16 protein-coding genes and 1 pseudogene are annotated in these 19,803 nt (G+C 71.5%); 3 read left to right on the top strand and 14 right to left on the bottom strand.

Annotated features, from left to right (window positions below):
• Window positions 1-31: 31 nt before the first annotated feature.
• From OHA91_RS15020 to OHA91_RS15065, 10 genes and pseudogenes are all read right to left on the bottom strand, one after another.
• Window positions 32-430 carry a cytidine deaminase gene (locus OHA91_RS15020; protein ID WP_031149692.1) on the bottom strand — a complete coding sequence of 133 codons (399 nt, stop codon included), beginning with the start codon at window positions 428-430 and terminating at the stop codon, window positions 32-34.
• Complete coding sequence (locus OHA91_RS15025; protein WP_328739387.1) at window positions 427-1,689, bottom strand: ABC transporter permease; 1,263 nt, start codon at window positions 1,687-1,689, stop codon at window positions 427-429. The genes OHA91_RS15020 and OHA91_RS15025 overlap by 4 nt, the downstream gene beginning before the upstream one ends.
• Window positions 1,686-2,801: an ABC transporter permease gene (locus tag OHA91_RS15030; RefSeq protein ID WP_031149688.1), complete on the bottom strand. Its 1,116-nt coding sequence runs from the start codon at window positions 2,799-2,801 to the stop codon at window positions 1,686-1,688. Before OHA91_RS15030 ends, OHA91_RS15025 begins: the two co-directional genes overlap by 4 nt.
• Window positions 2,798-4,459, bottom strand: a complete 1,662-nt coding sequence (locus tag OHA91_RS15035; RefSeq protein ID WP_078959229.1) for an ABC transporter ATP-binding protein — start codon at window positions 4,457-4,459, stop codon at window positions 2,798-2,800. The genes OHA91_RS15030 and OHA91_RS15035 overlap by 4 nt, the downstream gene beginning before the upstream one ends.
• 231 nt (window positions 4,460-4,690) lie before the next feature.
• A complete protein-coding gene (locus OHA91_RS15040; RefSeq protein WP_030851266.1) occupies window positions 4,691-5,752 on the bottom strand; it encodes a BMP family lipoprotein in 1,062 nt (353 codons plus the stop codon).
• 229 nt (window positions 5,753-5,981) lie between these two features.
• The gene (locus OHA91_RS15045; protein ID WP_031149684.1) at window positions 5,982-7,226 is read right to left on the bottom strand and encodes an amidohydrolase; all 1,245 of its coding nucleotides are present in this window, start codon (window positions 7,224-7,226) and stop codon (window positions 5,982-5,984) included.
• A gap of 137 nt (window positions 7,227-7,363) precedes the next feature.
• Window positions 7,364-8,539, bottom strand: a complete 1,176-nt coding sequence (locus OHA91_RS15050; RefSeq protein ID WP_328739391.1) for a hypothetical protein — start codon at window positions 8,537-8,539, stop codon at window positions 7,364-7,366.
• A gap of 59 nt (window positions 8,540-8,598) precedes the next feature.
• Window positions 8,599-9,498 (bottom strand): N-acetylneuraminate synthase family protein, encoded by a 900-nt coding sequence (locus OHA91_RS15055; RefSeq protein ID WP_245240081.1) that lies wholly within the window; start codon window positions 9,496-9,498, stop codon window positions 8,599-8,601.
• A gap of 447 nt (window positions 9,499-9,945) precedes the next feature.
• Window positions 9,946-10,311 (bottom strand): annotated as a pseudogene (locus OHA91_RS15060) (acylneuraminate cytidylyltransferase family protein); the annotation flags it as partial.
• Complete coding sequence (locus OHA91_RS15065) at window positions 10,308-11,696, bottom strand: DUF6716 putative glycosyltransferase (RefSeq protein ID WP_328739393.1); 1,389 nt, start codon at window positions 11,694-11,696, stop codon at window positions 10,308-10,310. The gene OHA91_RS15065 and the pseudogene OHA91_RS15060, both read right to left, overlap by 4 nt.
• Before the next feature lie 176 nt (window positions 11,697-11,872).
• Here OHA91_RS15065 and OHA91_RS15070 point away from each other — a divergent pair, with 176 nt between their 5' ends.
• Together OHA91_RS15070 and OHA91_RS15075 are read left to right on the top strand one after the other, a co-directional pair.
• Window positions 11,873-12,853 (top strand): glycosyltransferase family 2 protein, encoded by a 981-nt coding sequence (locus OHA91_RS15070; RefSeq protein ID WP_328739395.1) that lies wholly within the window; start codon window positions 11,873-11,875, stop codon window positions 12,851-12,853.
• Entirely contained in the window at window positions 12,853-14,187 is a 1,335-nt protein-coding gene (locus OHA91_RS15075) for a polysialyltransferase family glycosyltransferase (protein ID WP_328739397.1), read from the top strand. Before OHA91_RS15070 ends, OHA91_RS15075 begins: the two co-directional genes overlap by 1 nt.
• Before the next feature lie 36 nt (window positions 14,188-14,223).
• On the opposite strand, the gene leuE is transcribed toward OHA91_RS15075, so the two are convergent.
• Window positions 14,224-14,874: a leucine efflux protein LeuE gene (gene leuE / locus OHA91_RS15080; protein ID WP_328739399.1), complete on the bottom strand. Its 651-nt coding sequence runs from the start codon at window positions 14,872-14,874 to the stop codon at window positions 14,224-14,226.
• 61 nt (window positions 14,875-14,935) lie between these two features.
• Window positions 14,936-16,516 carry an acyl-CoA mutase large subunit family protein gene (locus tag OHA91_RS15085; RefSeq protein WP_031149675.1) on the bottom strand — a complete coding sequence of 527 codons (1,581 nt, stop codon included), beginning with the start codon at window positions 16,514-16,516 and terminating at the stop codon, window positions 14,936-14,938.
• A 179-nt stretch (window positions 16,517-16,695) separates the two neighbouring features.
• Between OHA91_RS15085 and OHA91_RS15090 the strand changes: the two genes are divergently transcribed.
• Window positions 16,696-17,568, top strand: coding sequence for a L,D-transpeptidase family protein (locus tag OHA91_RS15090; RefSeq protein ID WP_078959227.1), 873 nt, complete (start codon window positions 16,696-16,698; stop codon window positions 17,566-17,568).
• A gap of 331 nt (window positions 17,569-17,899) precedes the next feature.
• Here the strand turns inward: OHA91_RS15090 and OHA91_RS15095 are convergent, their stop codons facing one another.
• Both OHA91_RS15095 and OHA91_RS15100 read right to left on the bottom strand, forming a co-directional pair.
• Window positions 17,900-18,916: a hypothetical protein gene (locus tag OHA91_RS15095; RefSeq protein WP_328739403.1), complete on the bottom strand. Its 1,017-nt coding sequence runs from the start codon at window positions 18,914-18,916 to the stop codon at window positions 17,900-17,902.
• Complete coding sequence (locus OHA91_RS15100; RefSeq protein ID WP_328739405.1) at window positions 18,916-19,668, bottom strand: RNA polymerase sigma factor; 753 nt, start codon at window positions 19,666-19,668, stop codon at window positions 18,916-18,918. The genes OHA91_RS15095 and OHA91_RS15100 overlap by 1 nt, the downstream gene beginning before the upstream one ends.
• Window positions 19,669-19,803 lie beyond the last annotated feature (135 nt).

Raw genomic sequence — 19,803 nt, forward strand, 5'->3', positions numbered from 1 at the left:
CCCCGGCAGGGGCGAAGGGCCGTCGGCACGGCTATCTCAGGTGGCCGGGCCCGAAGGCCTGGGGCAGCATCGCCGCCAGCGGAAGGACCCCGTCCGGGGTGTCCACCAGCAGCTCGTCGCCGCCGAATTCGTACAGCAGCTGGCGGCAGCGCCCGCACGGGACGAGGATCTCGCCCTTGCCGTCCACGCACGTGAAGTGCGTGAGGCGGCCGCCGCCCGTGGCCTGGAGGGAGGAGACCAGGCCGCACTCGGCGCACAGGCCCAGCCCGTAGCTCGCGTTCTCGACGTTGCAGCCGGTCACGATGCGGCCGTCGTCCACGAGGGCGGCGACCCCGACCGGGAAGCCCGAGTAGGGGGCGTACGCCCGGGTCATCGCTTCCCGGGCGTGCGTCCGCAGGGCTTCCCAGTCCACCGCGTGCTCCACGGTCACTTGCCCTGGCCCTTGCGGTACGGCATGCCGTCCGCCTTGGGCATCCGCAGGCGCTGCGCCGAGAGGGCGAGCACCAGCAGCGTGGTCAGGTACGGGGCCGCGTCGACGAACTGGCTCGGCACCGCGTCGGTCGTGGCGTACCAGACGAACAGCAGCGCGGCGAAGGCCGCCGAGATGCCGGCCTGGATGTACTTCTTCTTGTAGAGCTGCCAGACGCAGACGATGACCAGCAGGATCGCGATCAGCAGCAGCATCGCGTGGACGTTCTCGGCGCCGCCGCGCAGCTTGAGGCTGTCGATGAAGCCGAACAGGCCCGCACCCAGCGCCATGCCGCCCGGCATCCAGTTACCGAAGATCATCGCGGCGAGACCGATGTAGCCGCGGCCGCCGGTCTGGCCTTCCTGGTAGATGGGGCTGGCGACCTCGGACAGGTACACGCCGCCGAGGCCCGCGAGGGCGCCCGAGACGATCACGGCGATGTACTTGTACTTGTAGACGTTGACGCCGAGGGACTCGGCGGCGACCGGGTTCTCACCGCAGGAGCGCAGGCGCAGACCGAAGGAGGTCCGCCACAGCACCCACCAGGTGGCGGGGATCAGCAGCAGGGCCACGATGGTCAGCAGCGAGATTTCGGTGATCAGGCCGCCGATGACGCCGGCGAGGTCCGAGACGAAGAACCAGTGCTTGCCCTGGAGGTCCGCCATCCAGTCCGAGAGCCCCGGAATGGTGATCTTGGTGATCGGCTCGACCTGCGGGGACTGCTTGGAGGAGCCGCCCGGCGCCTCGGCGAACGTGAAGTTCGACAGGTACTGGGTGAAGCCCAGCGCCAGGATGTTGATGGCCACACCCGAGACGATGTGGTTGACGTTGAAGGTCACCGTGATGATCGCGTGCAGCAGGCCGCCGACGGCGCCGCCGGCGATGCCGACGAGCACACCGGTCCAGGGGCCCCACTGGTAGCCGGCCCAGGCACCGAACCAGGTGCCGAGGATCATCATGCCTTCGAGGCCGATGTTGACGACGCCCGCGCGCTCGGCCCACAGACCGCCGAGGCCGGCGAGGCCGATCGGCACGGCGAGGGAGAGGGCGCCGGAGACCTGGCCGACGGAGGTCAGGTCGTTGGCCCCGGAGATCAGGCGGACCAGCGAGACGAGCGCGAGGCCGCCCGCGATGATCAGCAGGATCCAGGGAAGGGTGAGCTTCTTGCGGGCGCCCGGCGCGGGTGCCGCCTTCTTCGTGGAAACGGTGCTGGCGCTCACGCCGCGACCTCCTTCTCGGTCTTCATGGCGTGGCCCGCAGCCAGCTCCTCGCCGACCTTCTGCTGCTGGCGGCGGATGCCGTAGCGGCGGATCAGCTCGTAGGAGACGACCACCGCGATCACGATCAGACCCTTCATGATCGTGCCGATCTCCTTGGCGTAGCCGGCCGTGTCGAGACCGGCGGACGCCTTGTCGATGAAGGCCATCAGGAGGGCGGCGAAGAAGATGCCCACGGGGTTGTTGCGGCCGAGCAGGGCGATGGTGATGCCGGTGAAGCCCACACCCACGGGGAAGACGAGGGTGTACGTGTGGCTCTCGCCGAGCAGCACGGGCATGCCGGACAGGCCGGCGACGGCGCCGGAGATGAGCATCGCAGTGATGATCATCTTCTTGGAGTCGACGCCGGAGGCCGCGGCGGCGGACTCGCTCGCGCCGCTGGCGCGCAGGTCGAAGCCGAAGCGGGTGCGGTTGAGCACGAACCAGTAGACGACGCCGAGGGCGAAGGCGATGAAGGTGAAGCCGTAGATCTCGCCCGAGTCGCCCAGGGAGAGGGCCGGGAACCAGCCGGACTGGGCGATCTCACCGGTGGTGAGGTCGTTGGAGCCCTCCACCTGCACGCCGAGGTTCTTCGGCAGGATCAGCCAGGCGATGAGGCTGGTGGCGATGGCGTTGAGCATGATCGTCGAGACGACCTCGCTCACGCCGCGCTTGGCCTTGAGGACACCGGCGATACCGGCCCAGAAGGCACCGGTGAGCATCGCGACGAGGACGATCAGCAGGATGTGCAGCGGCCCGGGCAGCGCGATGGCGCCACCGACCACGGCGGAGATCATCGCGGCGAGGCGGTACTGGCCGTCGACACCGATGTTGAAGAGGTTCATCCGGAAGCCGATGGCGACGGCCAGGGCTGCCAGGTAGTACGTACCGGCCTGGTTGACGATGAGGACCTGGATGTCCTCGTAACCGCCGTTCTCCACCATGAGGCGCAGCGGCTCGATCGGGTTGATGCCCGTCGCCGCCAGCACGATCATGGTCAGTACGAAGGCGCTGACCAGCGCGAGCAGGGGCCCGGCGATGGCGAGCATCAGCCGGTCCTTGTCGAATGTCTTCATCGGGCCTCGTCCTCCGTCGTGTCACCGTCGGCAGCGGCGGAGTGGTTGTCGGTTGCTTCCAGGTGCCCCGAGGCGGCGCCCGTCATGGCGGTGCCGAGCTCCTCGGGGGTGACGGTGGCGGGGTCGGCGTCCGCGACCAGGCGACCGCGGTAGATCACGCGCAGGGTGTCGGACAGGCCGATGAGCTCGTCCAGGTCGGCGGAGATCAGCAGCACGGCCAGGCCCTCGCGGCGGGCCTCGCGGATCGCGTCCCAGATCTGCGCCTGCGCACCGACGTCCACACCGCGGGTGGGGTGGGCGGCGATGAGGAACTTCGGGTTGTGGCTCATCTCGCGGCCGACGATCAGCTTCTGCTGGTTGCCGCCGGAGAGCGAGGCCGCGGTGACGTCGATGCCGGGCGTGCGCACGTCGTACTCGCGCACGATCCGCTCGGTGTCCTTGCGGGCCGCCTTCGGGTCGAGGATGCCCTTCTTGGAGTTGGGCGCCTCGGTGACGTGGCCGAGGATGCGGTTCTCCCAGAGCGGGGACTCCAGCAGCAGGCCGTGGCGGTGGCGGTCCTCGGGGATGTACCCGATGCCGCCCTCACGGCGCTTGCGCACGGAGGTCTTGGTGATGTCCGCGCCGTCGAGGGTGATCACGCCCGCCGCGGGGTGGATCATGCCCATGAGGGCCTCGATCAGTTCCGTCTGGCCGTTGCCCTCGACACCGGCGATGCCGAGGATCTCGCCCTTGTGGATGGTGAGGCTGATGTCGTCGAGCAGCCGACGGCCGACCTCCGCGCCCTCGCGCACGATGGAGTCCGTCGGCATGACGAAGCGCGCCGAGGTCTCGGGGGCGAGAGCGACGCCTCCGGTCTCGAGGACGGTCAGGCCCTCGACCTTCAGCATCGGAACGTCCGTGACGGTCGACTCGCGGGTCTCCGGCGACGGCAGCTCCGCGCCGACCATCAGCTCGGCGAGCTGCTTGGGGGTGGCGGTCTTCGGGTCGGCGGTGCCGACCGTGGTGCCGCGCCGGATGACGGTGATGTCGTCGGCGACCTTCAGGACCTCGCCGAGCTTGTGCGAGATGAAGATGACGGTCAGGCCCTCGGACTTGAGCTCGCGCAGGTTGTCGAAGAGTGCGTCCACCTCCTGCGGCACGAGCACTGCGGTCGGCTCGTCGAGGATGAGGATCTTCGCACCGCGGTAGAGGACCTTGAGGATCTCCACGCGCTGGCGGTCGGCGACGCCGAGGTCTTCGACGAGGGCGTCGGGGCGCACGCCGAGGCCGTACGCGTCCGAGATCTCCATGATCTTCTTGCGGGCCTTGGCGCCGATGCCGTACAGCTTCTCGCCGCCGAGAACGATGTTCTCCAGGACGGTGAGGTTGTCGGCGAGCATGAAGTGCTGGTGCACCATGCCGATGCCGCGGGCGATGGCGTCGCCCGGGCTGTTGAAGGCGACCTGTTCCCCGTCGATGGCGATGGTGCCCTCGTCCGGCTTCTGCATGCCGTAGAGGATCTTCATCAGAGTCGACTTGCCGGCGCCGTTCTCACCGATGAGGGCATGGACCGTGCCCTTGCGGACGGTGATCGCGATGTCCTTGTTGGCGACGACGCCGGGGAAGCGCTTTGTGATGCCGTGCAGTTCTACGGCGAGGGGCGGGCTGGACGCGTTGATGACGCACTCTCCTTGGCGCGAAAGGAGCGGAAGGCAGGGAGGACAGGGCGGGGAGTGAAAGTATCGCGTCCACGATGCTTCTACGCGCGTAGCACTGTCGGAAGTGAAAACTCGCGGCCACGAAGGCTGCTAGGTCACAGACTAGTGATCACAGAACGAGGCTCGGGGCCCGGGAGCGATGTCGACCGCTTCCCGGACCCCGGAGACCAGGACTACACGTTCAAGACGACCTTACGGAGCGGTCTTGACGGTGATCTTCTTGGCGATGATGTCGGCCTTGGCCTTCTCCACCGCGGCGATGACGTCGGCCATCTCCTTGTACTTCGGGTTGGAGTCGGCCAGGCCGACGCCGTCCTTGTCCAGGCCGTAGCGGATCTCACCGGTGGTGGGCTTGCCGTCCTCGACCGACTTGATCAGGTTGAAGACGGAGTCCGAGACGTCCTTGGTGACCGAGGTCAGGATGGAGTCCTTGTACTTCGCCAGACCGGCCTGGTTGTACTGGTCGGAGTCGACGCCGATGGCCCACTTGCCCTTGGCCGAGGCAGCCTCGATGGCACCGGAACCGGCCAGACCGGCGGCGGCGTAGATCACGTCGGCGCCCGCGTCGAGCTGGCCCTGCGCGGCGGCCTTGCCCAGGTCGGGCTTGGCGAAACCGTCGAAGTTCGGCGGCTGGGTCAGGTACGCGGAGAGCACCTTGGCGTTCGGGTTGGTGTCCTTGACGCCCTGGGCGAAGCCCGCCTCGAACTTCTTGATCAGCGGGACCTCGACACCGCCGATGAAGCCGACCGTGCCGGTCTTGGACGCCTTGGCGGCGGCGACGCCGGCCAGGTAGGAGCCCTGCTCCTCGTTGAAGACCATGTTGGCGACGTTCGGGCCGGTCACCGAGGTGTCGTCGATGATGCCGAACGTGGTGTTCGGGAACTTCGGGGCGACCTTCTTGATGGCCGGGGCGTAGGCGAAGCCGACGCCGATGACCGGGTTGTTGCCCTTGCGGGCCAGCTCGGTGAGGCGCTGGACCTTGTCGGCCTCGCCCTCGCCGTCGGTGGGCTCCGCCTCGGCGCCCTTGATCTTCAGCTCCGTCTCGGCCTTCTTCAGACCGGCGTAGGCGGCATCGTTGAACGACTGGTCGCCGCGGCCACCGATGTCGTACGCGATGGCTGCGGACTTCTGGCCGCCCGACTCCGAGGGGGAGGCGGCAGCGTCAGAGGACTTCTTACCGCCACAGGCGGTGGCCGAGAGGGCCAGCGCCGCGGACGCGATGCCCACGGTGGCGATCCTGGTGATCCGGCGCAAGGGGAGGCTCCTTCAAAACCTGACCGAAGCGCCACGACCGGCGCTGGTTTCGCGGCGATCGTAACGCGCGTAGATGTCAGTTAAAGGCCCGTTCATGAGTCGTTATCGGATCGTCGTGAACCGGACAGTGACCGATCGGTAACTGCCAAGGCGTCCAGCCCTTGTGTACCAAGGGCTGGACGCGTCGGCCGGGAGGCTCGCCGATGTTGTAAGGAGAGCGGCCCTGTCCCTACCGGGAAGGCGGCGTGCGGCGGCCGTCGATCAAGGCGGCGGCGGTGAAGAACTCGACGCCGACGGCGATCGCGTCCTCGTCCACGTCGAAGTCCCCGCGGTGCAGGTCGCGCTTGGCGGTGTCGCCGGGAGCGCGCACTCCCAGGCGGGCCATGGCGCCCGGGACGTGCTCCAGGTACCAGGAGAAGTCCTCCCCGCCCAGGCTCTGCTCGGTGTCCTCGACCGACTCGGCGCCGCAGCGGGCCCCCATCGCCTCGCGGAGCAGCTCGGTGATCACCGGGTCGTTGACCACCGGCGGCACCCCGCGCACGTGGTTGATCTCGAACTTGGCCCCGTGCATCGTCGCGATCTCGTCGATCGCCGCGTGGATCATGTCCGGCGCCTCGTGCCAGGCGGCCAGGTCCAGGCACCGAACAGTTCCGGACAGCTCGGCGTGCATCGGGATCACGTTGCAGGCGTGCCCGGCCTCGATCCGGCCCCAGGTGACCGACATGCCCGAGCGGGCGTCCATCCGGCGGGCGAGCAGGGCGGGGGCGTCGACGGCCACCCGGGCGGCGGCGGTCACCAGGTCGGTGGTCAGGTGCGGCCGTGCCGTGTGCCCGCCGGAGCCGGTGAGGGTGACCTCCAGCCGGTCGCAGGCGGAGGTGATGGGGCCGGGCCTCAGTCCGATCCGGCCGGCGTCGACCCGGGGGTCGCAGTGCACGGCGACGATCCGGCCCACGCCGTCCAGCACCCCGGACTCGATGGCGTCGGTGGCTCCGCCGGGGAGCACCTCCTCGGCGGGCTGGAAGAGGAGCCGTACGGGCCGCGGCAGGAGTCCCTGCCGGTCGAGCTCGGCGAGGACGAGGCCGGCTCCGAGGACGACGGCCGTGTGCACGTCGTGGCCACAGGCGTGGGCGCGGTCGGGGGAGGTCGAGCGGTACGAGACGTGCGTCTTGGTGTCAGGAATGGGCAGGGCGTCGATGTCCGCGCGCAGGGCCAGCATCGGCCGGCCCCCGTCCCAGGTGCCTACGTCACAGATCAGGCCCGTGCCGGACTTCAGGACCCGTGGTCGCAGGCCGGCTTTCTCAAGCCTGGCCTTGATCGCCGCAGTGGTGCGGAATTCCTGGTGTCCGAGCTCCGGGTGCATGTGCAAGTCCCGGCGGAAGGCGATCAGTTCGGTGCGCAGGTGGTCCGGAAGTTTGCCGGGCAGCTCGGGCCGGTCGGACGCGACGGGCTGGAGGGGCTGGGACTCGCGGGACATCAACTGGTTCACCCGTTGAAGGGTAGGCGCACGGATGGCTCAACTGGCCGGGGATCACGAAAAGTTCATGCCGTTAGGGGAAAGAAACCCAGCCTCTGGACGCATGACCGGGTGAGCCCGGGGGTAAACTCGCGCGCTCATCCGGCCGTGGGCGCCGCCTGGGCAGGCAGTCTGTGCACATCACGAGCGGTGTCGGTGACCCCCGCGAGGAAGCTCTTCGCACGCGGGGACGCGGACCCGGTGAGCCAGGCCGGGTCCACATCGCATACGGCGACGGTGACACCGGTACCGGTCAGGGCGTACGGCAGTGTGTGGACGACCGTGGACGGAAAGCTGAGGATCGTCCGGCCGACAGGACCCCGACGGGCGATCAGTTCCAGTGGCAGGTCCGGGCGTACGATCTCCAGCCCGGTCTCCCGGCTCAGCGCGCGCAGCTTCTCCGGGGACTCCCGGCGGTGCGCGAAGTAGCGGGTGGCGCCGTGCTCCAGGGTGAGGGAGCGGACCGCGTCGAGGTAGCGGTCCGGGTCGACGACGCCGGTCTCCACGAGCGAGGTGCCGACCAGGTCGGTGCCCTTGGTCAGGCGGGGCGGGCCGAAGCGGGCGCGGGTCCAGGCGAACTCGTTGGCCCGCAGCGTCATCCCGCCGTGCGGGGCGACCGGCATCGAGGTGAACACCTCGACGCGGCGGGCCTTCCCCGTGCCGACGGCCGCCTCCGGGGCGAAGCGGCGCCGCGCGGCCGCCGAGACCGGCGCGTACGCCAGCTCGCGGACGCGGCCGGGCAGCCCTGCGCCGCCGACCCGGTGCCAGCGGACGAGGCGTTCGCCGCGGGCGGTCTGCGCGACGAACTCCATGGTCGCGGTGCCGTCGTCGACCACGACGAGCTCCTCGGCGCGCACCAGGGTGAGCAGGAGCTGGACGTAACGCGAGAAGGGGTCGCCGACGACGACCGTGCTCGCCGCGCGGACGTCGCGCGCCAGTGCGGCGAGCGCCTTCAGCGGCGCGAGCCGGCTGCCGCGGGCCTCCTGCCACTGCACCTCGCAGCCCTCGTCCCGGGCCAGCGCCGCCATCCGGCGCAGCTGGCCGCGGGACATGGGGTCGGTGGGCGGCAGGACGACGATCCGCACGGGGGCGAGCGTGCCCGCCGGGCGCGGTCCGGGCTCCGCCCCCGGTCCGGCGGCGCGGCGCCCGCGCTGGCTCGGGACTGCGTCCAGCGGTCTGCCGGCCGCGGTGGCGCGCGCGTACGCCCACTCCAGCACGTTCAGGAGTTGGACCGGGCTCTCGACGAACGCCAGGGTGGAGGCGGAGGTGCTCACACGTACTCCTTGTCGGGGGGCGGGGCTGGTACGCGCGCCGGACGTGAGCCGGACAGGGCCTAGACCGAGGCCAGCTCGCCCCGGACGCGGCGGAGCTTCTTCATGGGGCCGAGCTCGGACTCGTAGACCCGCTTGACCCCGTCGCCGAGGGCGGTCTCGATGGTGCGGATGTCGCGGACCAGGCGGGTCAGGCCGCCGGGCTCGACGGAGGCGGCCTGGTCGGAGCCCCACATCGCGCGGTCGAGGGTGATGTGGCGCTCGACGAAGGTGGCGCCGAGGGCGACGGCGGCCAGCGTGGTCTGCAGGCCCGTCTCGTGGCCGGAGTAGCCGATCGGGACGTTGGGGTACTCGTCGCGCAGGGTGTCGATCACCCGCAGGTTGAGCTCCTCGGCCTTGGCCGGGTACGTCGAAGTGGCGTGGCAGAGGAGGATGTTGGCGCTGCCGAGCACCTCGACCGCGTGGCGGATCTGCTGCGGGGTGGACATGCCGGTGGAGAGGACGACGGTGCGGCCGGTGGCGCGCAGGGCGCGCAGCAGTTCGTCGTCCGTGAGGGAGGCGGAGGCCACCTTGTGGGCGGGGACGTCGAACTTCTCCAGGAAGGCGACGGCCTCGGTGTCCCACGGGGAGGCGAACCAGTCGATGCCGCGCTTGGCGCAGTGCTCGTCGATGGCGCGGTACTCGTCCTCGCCGAACTCGACCCGGTGGCGGTAGTCGATGTAGGTCATGCGGCCCCACGGGGTGTCGCGTTCGATGTCCCACTGGTCGCGCGGGGTGCAGATCTCCGGGGTGCGCTTCTGGAACTTCACGGCGTCGCATCCGGCTTCGGCGGCGGCGTCGATGAGGGCGAAGGCGTTGCCGAGGTCGCCGTTGTGGTTGATGCCGATCTCGCCGACGACGTAGACGGGGCGGCCGGGGCCCGCGGTGCGGGAGCCGAAGGTACGCAGGCGGGGGTCGGGCAGGGAGGTCATGGCAGGAGGCGTCCTTCGGTGCGGGGGTGTTCGGGGTGTGGGCTGCGGGTCCGGGCGGTGCGGGTCGGGGCGCGGGGCCGGCTCCGCGCCGGGCTGCGGGTCCGCGTGTGCGCCGCCGGGGCGCGGGTCGAGCAGCGGGGCGAGCAGCCGGGCGCGGGCCAGGTCGTGCGGGTCGTCGATCTCCAGGACCCGGGCGGGGTCGGTGGGGACGGGGAGGGTGCGGCCGAAGAAGCGGTGGCGGGCGGTGCGGAAGCCGGCGGCGTCCATGGCGTAGGCGGCGCCGGTCTCCAGCAGGTCCTGCGGCCGGTCCTGGCGGCGGGGCCGGTACGCCGGGTCGTGGTTGACCCCGGTCCCGGAGCCGTCGGGGTCGTCCCGCCAGAGGAAGCCGTGGAAGGGGGCCACGGTCAGGGCCGAGTCGGCCGCCCCGGAGGCGACGGCCACGGCGACCGACTCGACGTCGGAGGTGGCGAGGAAGGGGCTGGTGCACTGGACGAGGAGGACCACGTCCACGGTGAGCGAGTGCAGTTCCTCGAAGGCGGAGAGGGCGTGCAGGAGGGCGGCCTCGCTGCTCGCGGTGTCGCCGGAGATCGCGGTGGGGCGGGCGATCACGTCGGCGCCCGCGGCGCGGGCGGCCTCGGCGATGGCTTCGGAGTCGGTGGAGACCACCACGTCGGTGACGGTCGGCGCGGCCCGGCAGGCCAGGACGGCGCGGGCGACGAGCGGGGTGCCGGCGACCTCGGCGAGGTTCTTGCCGGGGACCCCTTTGGAGCCGCCGCGGGCGGGGATGACGGCGAGGACCCTCACAGCTCCCCCAGCCTGCGGATCACCGGGGCGACGCGCTGCACCCCGTGCCGGTACGCCCCGCGGGCCACCTCGCGCAGGTGGGCACGGAGCCGGCGGCGCAGCCGGGACTCTCCCGCCTCCTGCCGTGCGGCGCCGGGCAGGGGGCGGCCGTCGGGGGCGAGGCGGTGCCGGGCCAGGATGCCGGGCAGGTATCCGGGCGCGGTGGTGAGCGTGTAATAGGGAGCGGGCGAGGGCAGCCGGGTCGCGGCGAGCAGGCCGGCGACCTTGGCCCGGGCGACGGCGTAGGCGTCGCCGCCCGCGGCGGCGCCGGGTACGGCCGAAGCCGGACCGCCGGCCGGGCCCGCGTAGGCCGGACCCGCGTCTGCCGGGTTCGGCGCGCCGGGGGTCCGTACGCCCTGGGCGGCCAGCCAGACCGGGTCGCCCTCCGGGAGGAGCCCCGCGTCGAGCTGGTCCCAGGAGGCCAGGCAGCCGGAGCCCAGGAAGTGGTGGTTGCCGAGGGCCTCGCGGATGCCGAGGTCGGTGAGGACCGCCGTCGGGATGGAGCGGTGCAGGGACTCCAGGGCGGCCGTGGAGGAGACGGTGACCAGCAGGTCGGTGCCGTCCAGCACCTCGCCCATGTTCCCGTACACCAGTCGGCAGTTGGCGGGCAGTCCGCCGGGGATCTTCTCGGCGAGCCGCTGGTAGGGCTGCTCCTCCAGGTGCGTGGTGTGCTCCCCGGGCTTGCTGCGCAGCTTGATCAGCACCTCCCGGTCGGGGTGCTTGCGGGCGTGGCCGGCCGCCCGTTCCAGCAGGTAGGCGCGGTCGGCGCGGCTGTCGGGCACGGAGGGCTGCACGGCGAAGACCACCGTGTGGGCGCGGCTCCCGGCCGGCTCGTACGGGGCCCCGCCCAGGAAGGGCAGCGCGGTCTCGGTGACGGCGCCGGCGTCCGCGCCGACCCCTTCGTACACGGCGCGGAAGCGCTCGGCGTCGTGCCGGGAGTTGGCGAGGACGAGGTCGGCCCCGTGCCGCAGCAGCAGCCCGTCGGCGAGCTTCTCGTATACGACTCCGACGTATCCGGTGACGAGTACGGGGCGCCTGGCGGGCGTCGGCCACAGGGCGCGGGCCCCGTGCACGACGGCTTGGACGGCTCCGCCGACGAGCGCGAGGACGACCACGTCGTAGCGCTCGCGTTCGATCTCGGCGAGGAACTCGGCGCAGGTCACCTCGGCCAGCCGGTCGGCCCGCACCCCCACCTCGCCGAGCTGGCGCGCGGTGGGCGTGGCACGGCCGCGCAGCAGGTACCCGGTGAGCTGGTGGTCGGGGACGAGGCGGCGGGCGGTGGTTGCGCCCCATTTCCATCTCGTGTCGGAATCGGCGAGTACGGCGACGCGTTTGCGTTCTGGCACGCGGCAGAAGCTATTCGGCGATTTCGGTGATCGGCCCAACGAGCGCACAACAGCGGGTTAACAAAGCGTCTACTGAATGCGAAAGCGCACGGGTTAACCCGACCGCCCCGCGCCGTTCACGTGAAATCCGCATCCGGGCCACAGTGAATGACGGGCGGCGTCCTAATGTCTCGCGGGTGCCCAAGCTCTCTGTTGTCGTGCCGTTCTACAACGTGCAGACATACGCACCGGACGCCTTGAAGAGTCTCGAACTGAACGCCCGGGAGGATTTCGAGTTCCTGCTCGTCGACGACTGCTCGACGGACGGGACGCCCGACCTGCTGGAACGCGCGGCGGGCGAGCTGCCCGGGGCGGTGCACCTCAGACACGCAAGCAACGGCGGCCTGGCGACCGCACGGAACACCGGGCTGGACGCGGCCCGCGGCGAGTACCTCGCCTTCCTGGACGGGGACGACTGGCTGGCCCCCGGCCACCTGGCCCGAACGCTGGCCGCCATAGAGTCCCTGAACTGCGATTTCATCCGCACCGACCATGTGCGGTGCACCGGCCGGACGCGGAGCGTGCAGCGCGTGCCCTTCGGCCCGCAGTCCGTCGTCGCCGATCCGCGCGGCGCGATCCTGCCCGCCGACCGGGCGACCTCGGTGGACTACCCGTACGCCTGGGCCGGGATGTACCACCGGCGGCTGCTGGACCGCGGCCTGCTGCACTTCACCGACGGGCTGCGCACGGCGGAGGACCGGCCGTGGATCTGGCGGCTGCACCGCGAGGCCGAGTCCTTCGCGGCGGTCGGACTGCCCGGGATCTTCTACCGGCGCGGTGTTTCCACGTCGTTGACGCAGATCAAGGACGAACGGCAGCTCGATTTCATCCGGGCATTCGACGAGGTCCTCGCCGGCGTCGCCGCCGACCGGGAATCCGATCTGCTTCTCCCGAAATCCGTACGAACGTACTGCGCAATTATCGCGCACCATTTCGGATCCATCGAAAGGTACGAACCGGCCGTGGCCAAGAAACTCCGCCTCATGAGCGCGGCCGCGCTCGGCCGCATGCCCCAGGACGTGCTGGGCCAGGTCCTGGACTCGATGGACGCCGAACGCTCCGCGCTCCTGCGCCGGCTGCGCGGCGGCCGCCGCACCCCGTCGGGGGCGACCGTCTGATGCTCACGCAGATCTTCCTGGCCTCCACCCTCTACGGTGCCGCCACGCTCGCGGCGGGCGTCGACGCGGGCTCCTTCCCGCCCGCGGGCCGCCGGATCCTGCTGACCAGCAACCACGCCGTCACCGCCGAAGTGACCCCGGGGGTGGCCGGCATGCCGGGCTTCGCCGCGCTGTGCACCCGCTTCGACGAGGTGCTCGACTGGAACGCCGTGATCGAGCCGCAGCACCCGAGCACCTGGGCCCCCCGCGCCGAGGACGTCCCCATCTGGGAACGGCACCTGCGCACGCTGTGGGGACTCGGGGAAGACCGGGTCGAGCTGATCGTGGAATCCCTCCAGGTGCCGCCGGCCCAGTCCCTGTGCCGGCTCTTCCCGGGCGCTGCGGTCGACGTCTACGCCGACGGGCTGATGAGCTACGGTCCCACCCGCTTCCGCCTCGACCCGCAGCTCGGGATGCGGGTGCGGCGGGTGCTCCACCTGGATCTGGTGCCCGGCCTGAAGCCGCTGCTGCTGACCGAGTTCGGGGCGCGGCCGGAGCTGGTGCCCGCGGAGTCCTTCCTGAAGGTCCTCGCGGAGCTCCCCTCGCACGGCGCGGACCTGGACGGCCTCGGGGAGTCCCCGGCCCTGCTGCTGGGCCAGTACCTGTCGGCGCTCGACCTGATGACCCCGGACGAGGAGGAGGAGCTGCACGCCTCGATGGTCCGGGGCGCCTTCGCGCTCGGCCACCGGGAGCTGGTCTTCAAGCCCCATCCCAGCGCACCGGCCGAGTACTCCCGCCGGGCCGCGGCGGAGGCCGAACGCCTCGGCGCCCGGCTCACCGTGACGAGCAGCCCGGCCCTGGCCGAGACCCTCTACCAGCGGCTGCGCCCGGCGCTGGTGGTCGGCTGCTTCTCCACGGGGCTGCTGACCGCCGCCACGCTGTACGGGCTGCCCGTCGCGCGCACCGGCACCGGGGCCGTGCTGGCCCGCCTGGCCCCGTACCAGAACAGCAACCGGGTGCCGCTGGTGCTGGTGGACTCGCTGCTGCCGGACCTGGCGGACCCGGAGGCGGTCCGCGCCTGGACGCCCGCGTCCGTGGGGCGGGCGGGAGCGGAGCGGGCCGGGCTCCTGACCGCCGTCGGGTTCACCATGCAGCCGCAGATCCTGTCCGCGCGGCGGGCCGCGGCCGAGGCGTACCTGGCCGCCCACCTGACGCCCGGCACCTGGCGGTACTTCACGCGCCGCCGGCTGACCACGCTGGGGCTGCCCGGCGGCATCCCCGCCCAGCTGTCGTTCCTGCCGCGCAGCCGGACCGTGCGGCGCATGGCCCGGACCCTGCGCCGCGTCCTGAACTGACGCGCCCCGACCCGACGCGCCCCGGGCCGGGGGACGTCAGCTGACGGCGAGCTTGGCCGCGAAGCCCAGGAACAGCAGGCCCGCCGCCGAGGTCGCCCCGGCCGAGAGCCGCTTGCGGCGGCGGAACGCCTCCGAGAGGCGGGTGCCGCCGAATATCAGCAGCGTCAGGTAGAGGAAGCTGCCGGTCTGCAGCAGACCGCCGAGGACGAGGAACGACAGCGCCGGGTAGGCGTAAGAGGGGTCCACGAACTGCACGAAGAAGGACATCAGGAAGAGGATGGCCTTCGGGTTGAGGAGGCTGATCAGCAGGGCCCGCCGGTAGGGCCGCTCGTTCTCGGCCGGGTCTGCGGGGGCCGCGGCGCGCGCCGCGTCCCGCTCCCGGCGCGTGCGCCACAGCGCCCAGGCACCCCGCATCATCCCGACGGCCAGCCAGGCCAGGTACCCGGCGCCGAGGAACTTCACCACGGTGAAGACCAGCGGGCTCGCCCGCAGCAGCGCCCCGGCGCCCACGGCGGTCAGCGCCATCAGGACGGCGTCGCCGGTGAACACCCCGGCGGCGGCCTTGTAGCCCGTGCGCACACCGCGGCGGGCGGCGACGGACAGCACGTAGAGCGAGTTCGGTCCCGGCAGGAGAATGATCAGGACGAGGCCGGCGAGGTACGTCGGCAGATCGGTGACACCCAGCATGCGCAGGAGTGTCCCATGAGGACACACCTGACAGTCCAGTGCCCTCCTCCAATGCGCGGGGTCACCATGTGGAACCGGTGGGCTCGTACGTCCCCCAGACCTCCCGCAGCGCCCCGCACACCTCGCCCACCGTGGCCCGCGCGCGCAGCGCCTCCTTCATCGGGTACAGCACGTTCGCCGTGCCCGCCGCCGCCTCCCGCAGCGCTCCGAGCGCGGCCGTCACCGCCGCCCCGTCGCGCTCGGCACGCAGCCGCGCCAGCGCCGCGCACTGCCGCTCCTCGATCGCCGGGTCCACGCGCAGCGGCTCGTACGGTTCCTCGCGTTCCAGTGCGAAGCGGTTGACCCCGACCACCACCCGCTCCCCGCTGTCGGTCTCCCGTGCGATGCGGTAGGCGTTCCGCTCGATCTCCGCCTTCTGGAAGCCGGCCTCGATCGCGGCCACCGCCCCGCCCTGCTCCTCGACCCGCCGCATCAGGTCGAGGGCCGCCGCCTCCAGTTCGTCCGTCATCCGCTCGACCGCGTACGAACCGGCGAAGGGGTCCACGGTGTGGGTGACGTCCGTTTCGTGCGCGAGGACCTGCTGGGTGCGCAGCGCCAGGCGGGCCGACTTCTCGGTGGGCAGCGCGATGGCCTCGTCGAAGGAGTTGGTGTGCAGCGACTGGGTGCCGCCCAGCACCGCGGCCAGGGCCTGCACGGCGACGCGTACGAGGTTCAGCTCGGGCTGCTGCGCGGTGAGCTGGACGCCGGCGGTCTGGGTGTGGAAGCGCAGCATCATCGACTTCGGGTCCCGCGCCCCGAACTCCTCGCGCATGACGCGGGCCCAGATCCGCCGGGCGGCGCGGAACTTCGCGACCTCCTCCAGCAGGGTGGTGCGGGCGACGAAGAAGAAGGAGAGCCGGGGTGCGAACTCGTCGACCGCCATCCCGGCCGCGAGGGCGGTACGGACGTAGGCGATGCCGTCGGCGAGGGTGAAGGCCACCTCCTGCGCGGGCGAGGCGCCGGCTTCGGCCATGTGGTAGCCGGAGATGGAGATGGTGTTCCACCGGGGGATCTCGGCCCGGCAGTAGCGGAAGGTGTCGGCCGTCAGGCGCAGCGAGGGCCCGGGCGGGAAGATGTACGTCCCCCGGGCGATGTACTCCTTCAGGACGTCGTTCTGGATCGTCCCCGTCAGCTGCGCGCCCGGGATGCCCTGTTCCTCCGCGACCAGCTGGTAGAGCAGCAGGAGCAGCGCGGCGGGCGCGTTGATCGTCATCGAGGTGGAGACCCGGTCGAGGGGGATCCCGTCGAACAGCGTCCGCATGTCGTCGAGGGAGTCGACGGCCACTCCGACCTTGCCGACCTCGCCGTGGGCGAGGGGCGCGTCGGAGTCGTGGCCCATCTGGGTCGGCAGGTCGAAGGCGACGGACAGCCCGGTGCCGCCGCCCGCGATGAGCTGCCGGTAGCGGGCGTTGGACTCGGTGGCCGTGCCGAAGCCGGCGTACTGCCGCATGGTCCACGGCCGACCGGTGTACATGTTCGGATAAATCCCCCGCGTGTACGGGAAGTCCCCAGGTACACCCAATTGGACCTCGGGGTCCCATTCCGTCAGATCGCCCGGCCCGTAGACCGGTTCGACCGGGATTCCGCTCTCCGTGCTTGCCATGTGACGAAGTCCTCCGTAGAGCAACCGGGCCCGGGGCTGATACAACCGTGCCCGCGCGTCGCTTCTTAAGGCCGTGGACGGTTGCTGGTCACAATGGCGCAACATCCCGGAACCCTGTGCAACTCTCCACGCGCGCCAGGCATCACCTAGATACACGACGTAGAAACCGGGGGACTGCAATGCAGCGCCAGAGAGTCATAATCCGCACGATCGGAGTGGCCACCGCCGTCGCGCTCGCCGCGACCGCCTGCGGTCCGCAGAAGACGGAGTCCGCCGGCTCCTCCTCCGCGGCACCGTCCTCGCCCACGGCGGGCGCCACCCCCGAGGCCTCCCCGTCCACCGACAACAAGCCCGGCGAGCCCTCGCCGTCGGCCTCGGCGTCCGCCTCCGCCTCCGCGTCGGCCTCGCCTTCGCCGTCGGTGAAGCAGATCATGGCCAACGGCGACGAGAGCGAGCAGGTCCGCGAGCTCCAGGCCCGTCTGAAGCAGCTCAAGCTCATGACGGTGGCGCCGACCGGTTTCTACGGCTCGAAGACCACGGCCGCGGTGAAGTCCTTCCAGTCGAAGAACGGTCTGGACGCGACCGGCGGGGTCGACGAGAAGACCTGGAAGAAGATCCAGAGCTCCAGCAAGAAGCCCACCGCCGACGAGCTGCGCCCGCCGACCGTCAACGAGGTCGCAGCGCCCGACCCGCGCTGCATGACCGGCCGCGTCATGTGCATCAGCAAGGAGAGCCGCACGCTCGCCTGGATGATCGACGGCAAGGTCGTCTCGACGATGGACGTCCGCTTCGGCTCGGAGAACACCCCGACCCGCGAGGGCGTGTTCAACGTGGGCTGGAAGGCCAAGGACTGGACGTCGACGATCTACCACACGCCGATGCCGTATGCGATGTTCTTCAGCGGCGGCCAGGCGGTCCACTACTCGGCCGACTTCGCGGCCCGCGGCTACAACGGCGCCTCGCACGGCTGCGTGAACGTCCGCGACAAGGGCAAGCTGTCGAAGCTCTTCGACGACGTGCAGGTCGGCGACAAGGTCGTCGTCTACTGGTGAGCCCGCAGAGGGTGATGCCGGGGGCCCGGGTTCCGGGCCCCGACCGTGCAGCCGGCCGCGAGCCGGTGAAACGCGACAGGCCGTCCTTTCCGCATCCCGCCGCACCGGCGGACTGCGAAAAGGACGGCCTGTCGCGTTGAGCGGCTGTCCCGTCGAGCGGGTCGAAGTAATGGGCGCGGGCAGGGCCGGGGGAACGTGCCCCGCCCGCGCCGGTTGCGCAGAGCCCAGGGGTACGGGGGGAACCCCGGCTCATGCGCGGCCGATGACCAGTCGGCTCGATTAGTACTGCGCCGCCGATTCGAAAAGTGTTACAGGCGGGTCAGCGTATGTGTCAGCGAACCGCGCGCAGGGGTGTCGAGCCCTGCGGAACGGCGGGCGTCAGGCTCGGCGCCCTGAGCGTCCCGCCGCCTCCCAGCGGGGAGTCGCGGCGCTGGGTGCCGTCGGAGTCCCCGTCCAGCACGGAGGCGCAGTAGGCCGGTATCCGCAGGAGTCCGTCGGCCAGCCGTGAAAGCCGCTCGCGCCGGTCGTCGTTGAGCCGGCCCTTGCGGTACTCCTCGCAGAGGTCGGCCTTGAGCCGGCGGTCCAGCTCGCGCTGGCGGTCCGTGCCGAGCTCCCCGGTGCCCAGGTTGTCCCGGCTGCCTTCCCTGTCTCCCGGACCGCTGCGGTCGTCCGGGGCGTGCTTGCCCGAGCCGCCGGTCGTCGAGGTGCCCGAGGAGGTGTCGGGGGCCGTTCCGGTGCCGGACACCGTACGCCCGTCCGCGCTCGGCGAGGGCGCCACGGGGGCGAACGCCGGGTTCGAGGCGTCCGGCTGCGGGGTGGGCAGCAGTTTCGGGGCGAGCGTGGGGGCACTGGTGCCGATGCCCGGGACCGGGCTCTCGCCGGCGCTCACGGACATCGCCGGTCCGGGTCCCGCGGTGTCGTGCCGGGACCGGTCCAGCAGCCCGGCGCCCGCCGCGGCGGCCAGTCCGCCCGCGGCGACGCTCGCGAGGGCCGCGGCCAGGCCGAAGCTCACGGTCCGGGCGCGCCGGCGGGCGGGTACGGGCGCGGGGATGACACGGCCGAGGTCGATGAGGGGTTCGCCGGAGAGGTCGGCACGGGACGGCACGGCGGCGCGGGGCGCCGCGCCCCGCGCCGCGCGGTAGGCGTCCATCGCCGCGGCCTCACCGGGCAGTTCCGTACCGCTGGGCGCCGCCGCCATCGCGGCCAGGGCGTCCAGGGCGGCCCGCAGCCGGGCGGCCTCCATCGCGGCACGCGTGTCGGCGGCGGGCCCCACAGGTTCCGTCGGTCCGCCGCGCAGGAATGCTTCCGCCGCGGCCTCGTCCAGCCACCTGTCGCGCTCGTCGGCCATCACATGTCCTTCTGCGTCCGCCAACGTGAATGCGTCACACCGGTTTGTTCTGCGTAGCTGGCGCCCCGGCCACGCTGTGCGGGTACGGCGTCGAGATCCCTCCCGCCCCCGCCGTCCCACGCATGGCCATCGGCATTATGGCCGACGGCGGCGCCCGCCTTGGAGCCGGTGCCCGGACCTGCGTCGAAGCCGCCGTCCGTGCCCTGCGCGGCGAGCAGTTCCGCCAGCTTCTTCAGGCCGCGGTGCGCGGCGGTGCGTACGGCGCCGGGCCGCTTGCCCAGGGTCTCGGCCGCGCTCTTGGCGTCCAGGCCGACCACGACCCGCAGGACGACGGCCTCGGCCTGGTCCTGCGGCAGCTGGGCTATGAGCGCCATGGTGCGCCCGGTGTCGAGGGACTCCATCGCCGCGCCGGCGGTGTCGCACTCGGCGGCCCAGCTCGTCAGCTCGGTGTCGTCGCCGCCGATGGCGGGGCGCCGGCCGCGCATGCGTATGTGGTCGAGCGCCCGGTTGCGGGCGATCCGGGCGGCCCAGCCGCGGAAGCGGTCGGCGTCGCCGGTGAAGGAGTCGAGGTCGCGGGCTATCTGCAGCCAGGCCTCGGAGGTCACGTCCTCGGCATCGCCGTCCCCGACGAGCGTGCGTACGTATCCGAGCAGGCGTGGGTGCACGGCACGGTACACAGAACGGAACGCGTTCTCGTCGCCGTCCTGTGCCGCGAGCACCGCGGCGGTCAGCTCCGCGTCGTCCCCCAGCAAAGTCCCCAACCTGTCCTGTACGTGTGGCGCAAATCAGCACGTTACGGCCTTCAAGCACCTCTCGTCCACGAGTGATACAACGTGCAACCAACCCTGCGCGGAGCGAGGTGTGACACAAAACGCACCCGTGGCGCT

It is taken from the genome of Streptomyces erythrochromogenes, from assembly GCF_036170895.1.
In the GTDB taxonomy this organism is placed as follows: Bacteria; Actinomycetota; Actinomycetes; order Streptomycetales; family Streptomycetaceae; genus Streptomyces; species Streptomyces erythrochromogenes.

Excerpts from the sequence above, each read along its gene's own strand:
- OHA91_RS15030 (WP_031149688.1), bottom strand. The coding sequence starts at position 2,801 with ATGAAGACATTCGACAAGGACCGGCTGATGCTCGCCATCGCCGGGCCC.
- OHA91_RS15045 (WP_031149684.1), bottom strand. The coding sequence starts at position 7,226 with ATGTCCCGCGAGTCCCAGCCCCTCCAGCCCGTCGCGTCCGACCGGCCC.
- OHA91_RS15075 (WP_328739397.1), top strand. The coding sequence starts at position 12,853 with ATGCTCACGCAGATCTTCCTGGCCTCCACCCTCTACGGTGCCGCCACG.
- leuE (WP_328739399.1), bottom strand. The coding sequence starts at position 14,874 with ATGCTGGGTGTCACCGATCTGCCGACGTACCTCGCCGGCCTCGTCCTG.
- OHA91_RS15085 (WP_031149675.1), bottom strand. The coding sequence starts at position 16,516 with ATGGCAAGCACGGAGAGCGGAATCCCGGTCGAACCGGTCTACGGGCCG.
- OHA91_RS15090 (WP_078959227.1), top strand. The coding sequence starts at position 16,696 with ATGCAGCGCCAGAGAGTCATAATCCGCACGATCGGAGTGGCCACCGCC.
- OHA91_RS15095 (WP_328739403.1), bottom strand. The coding sequence starts at position 18,916 with ATGGCCGACGAGCGCGACAGGTGGCTGGACGAGGCCGCGGCGGAAGCA.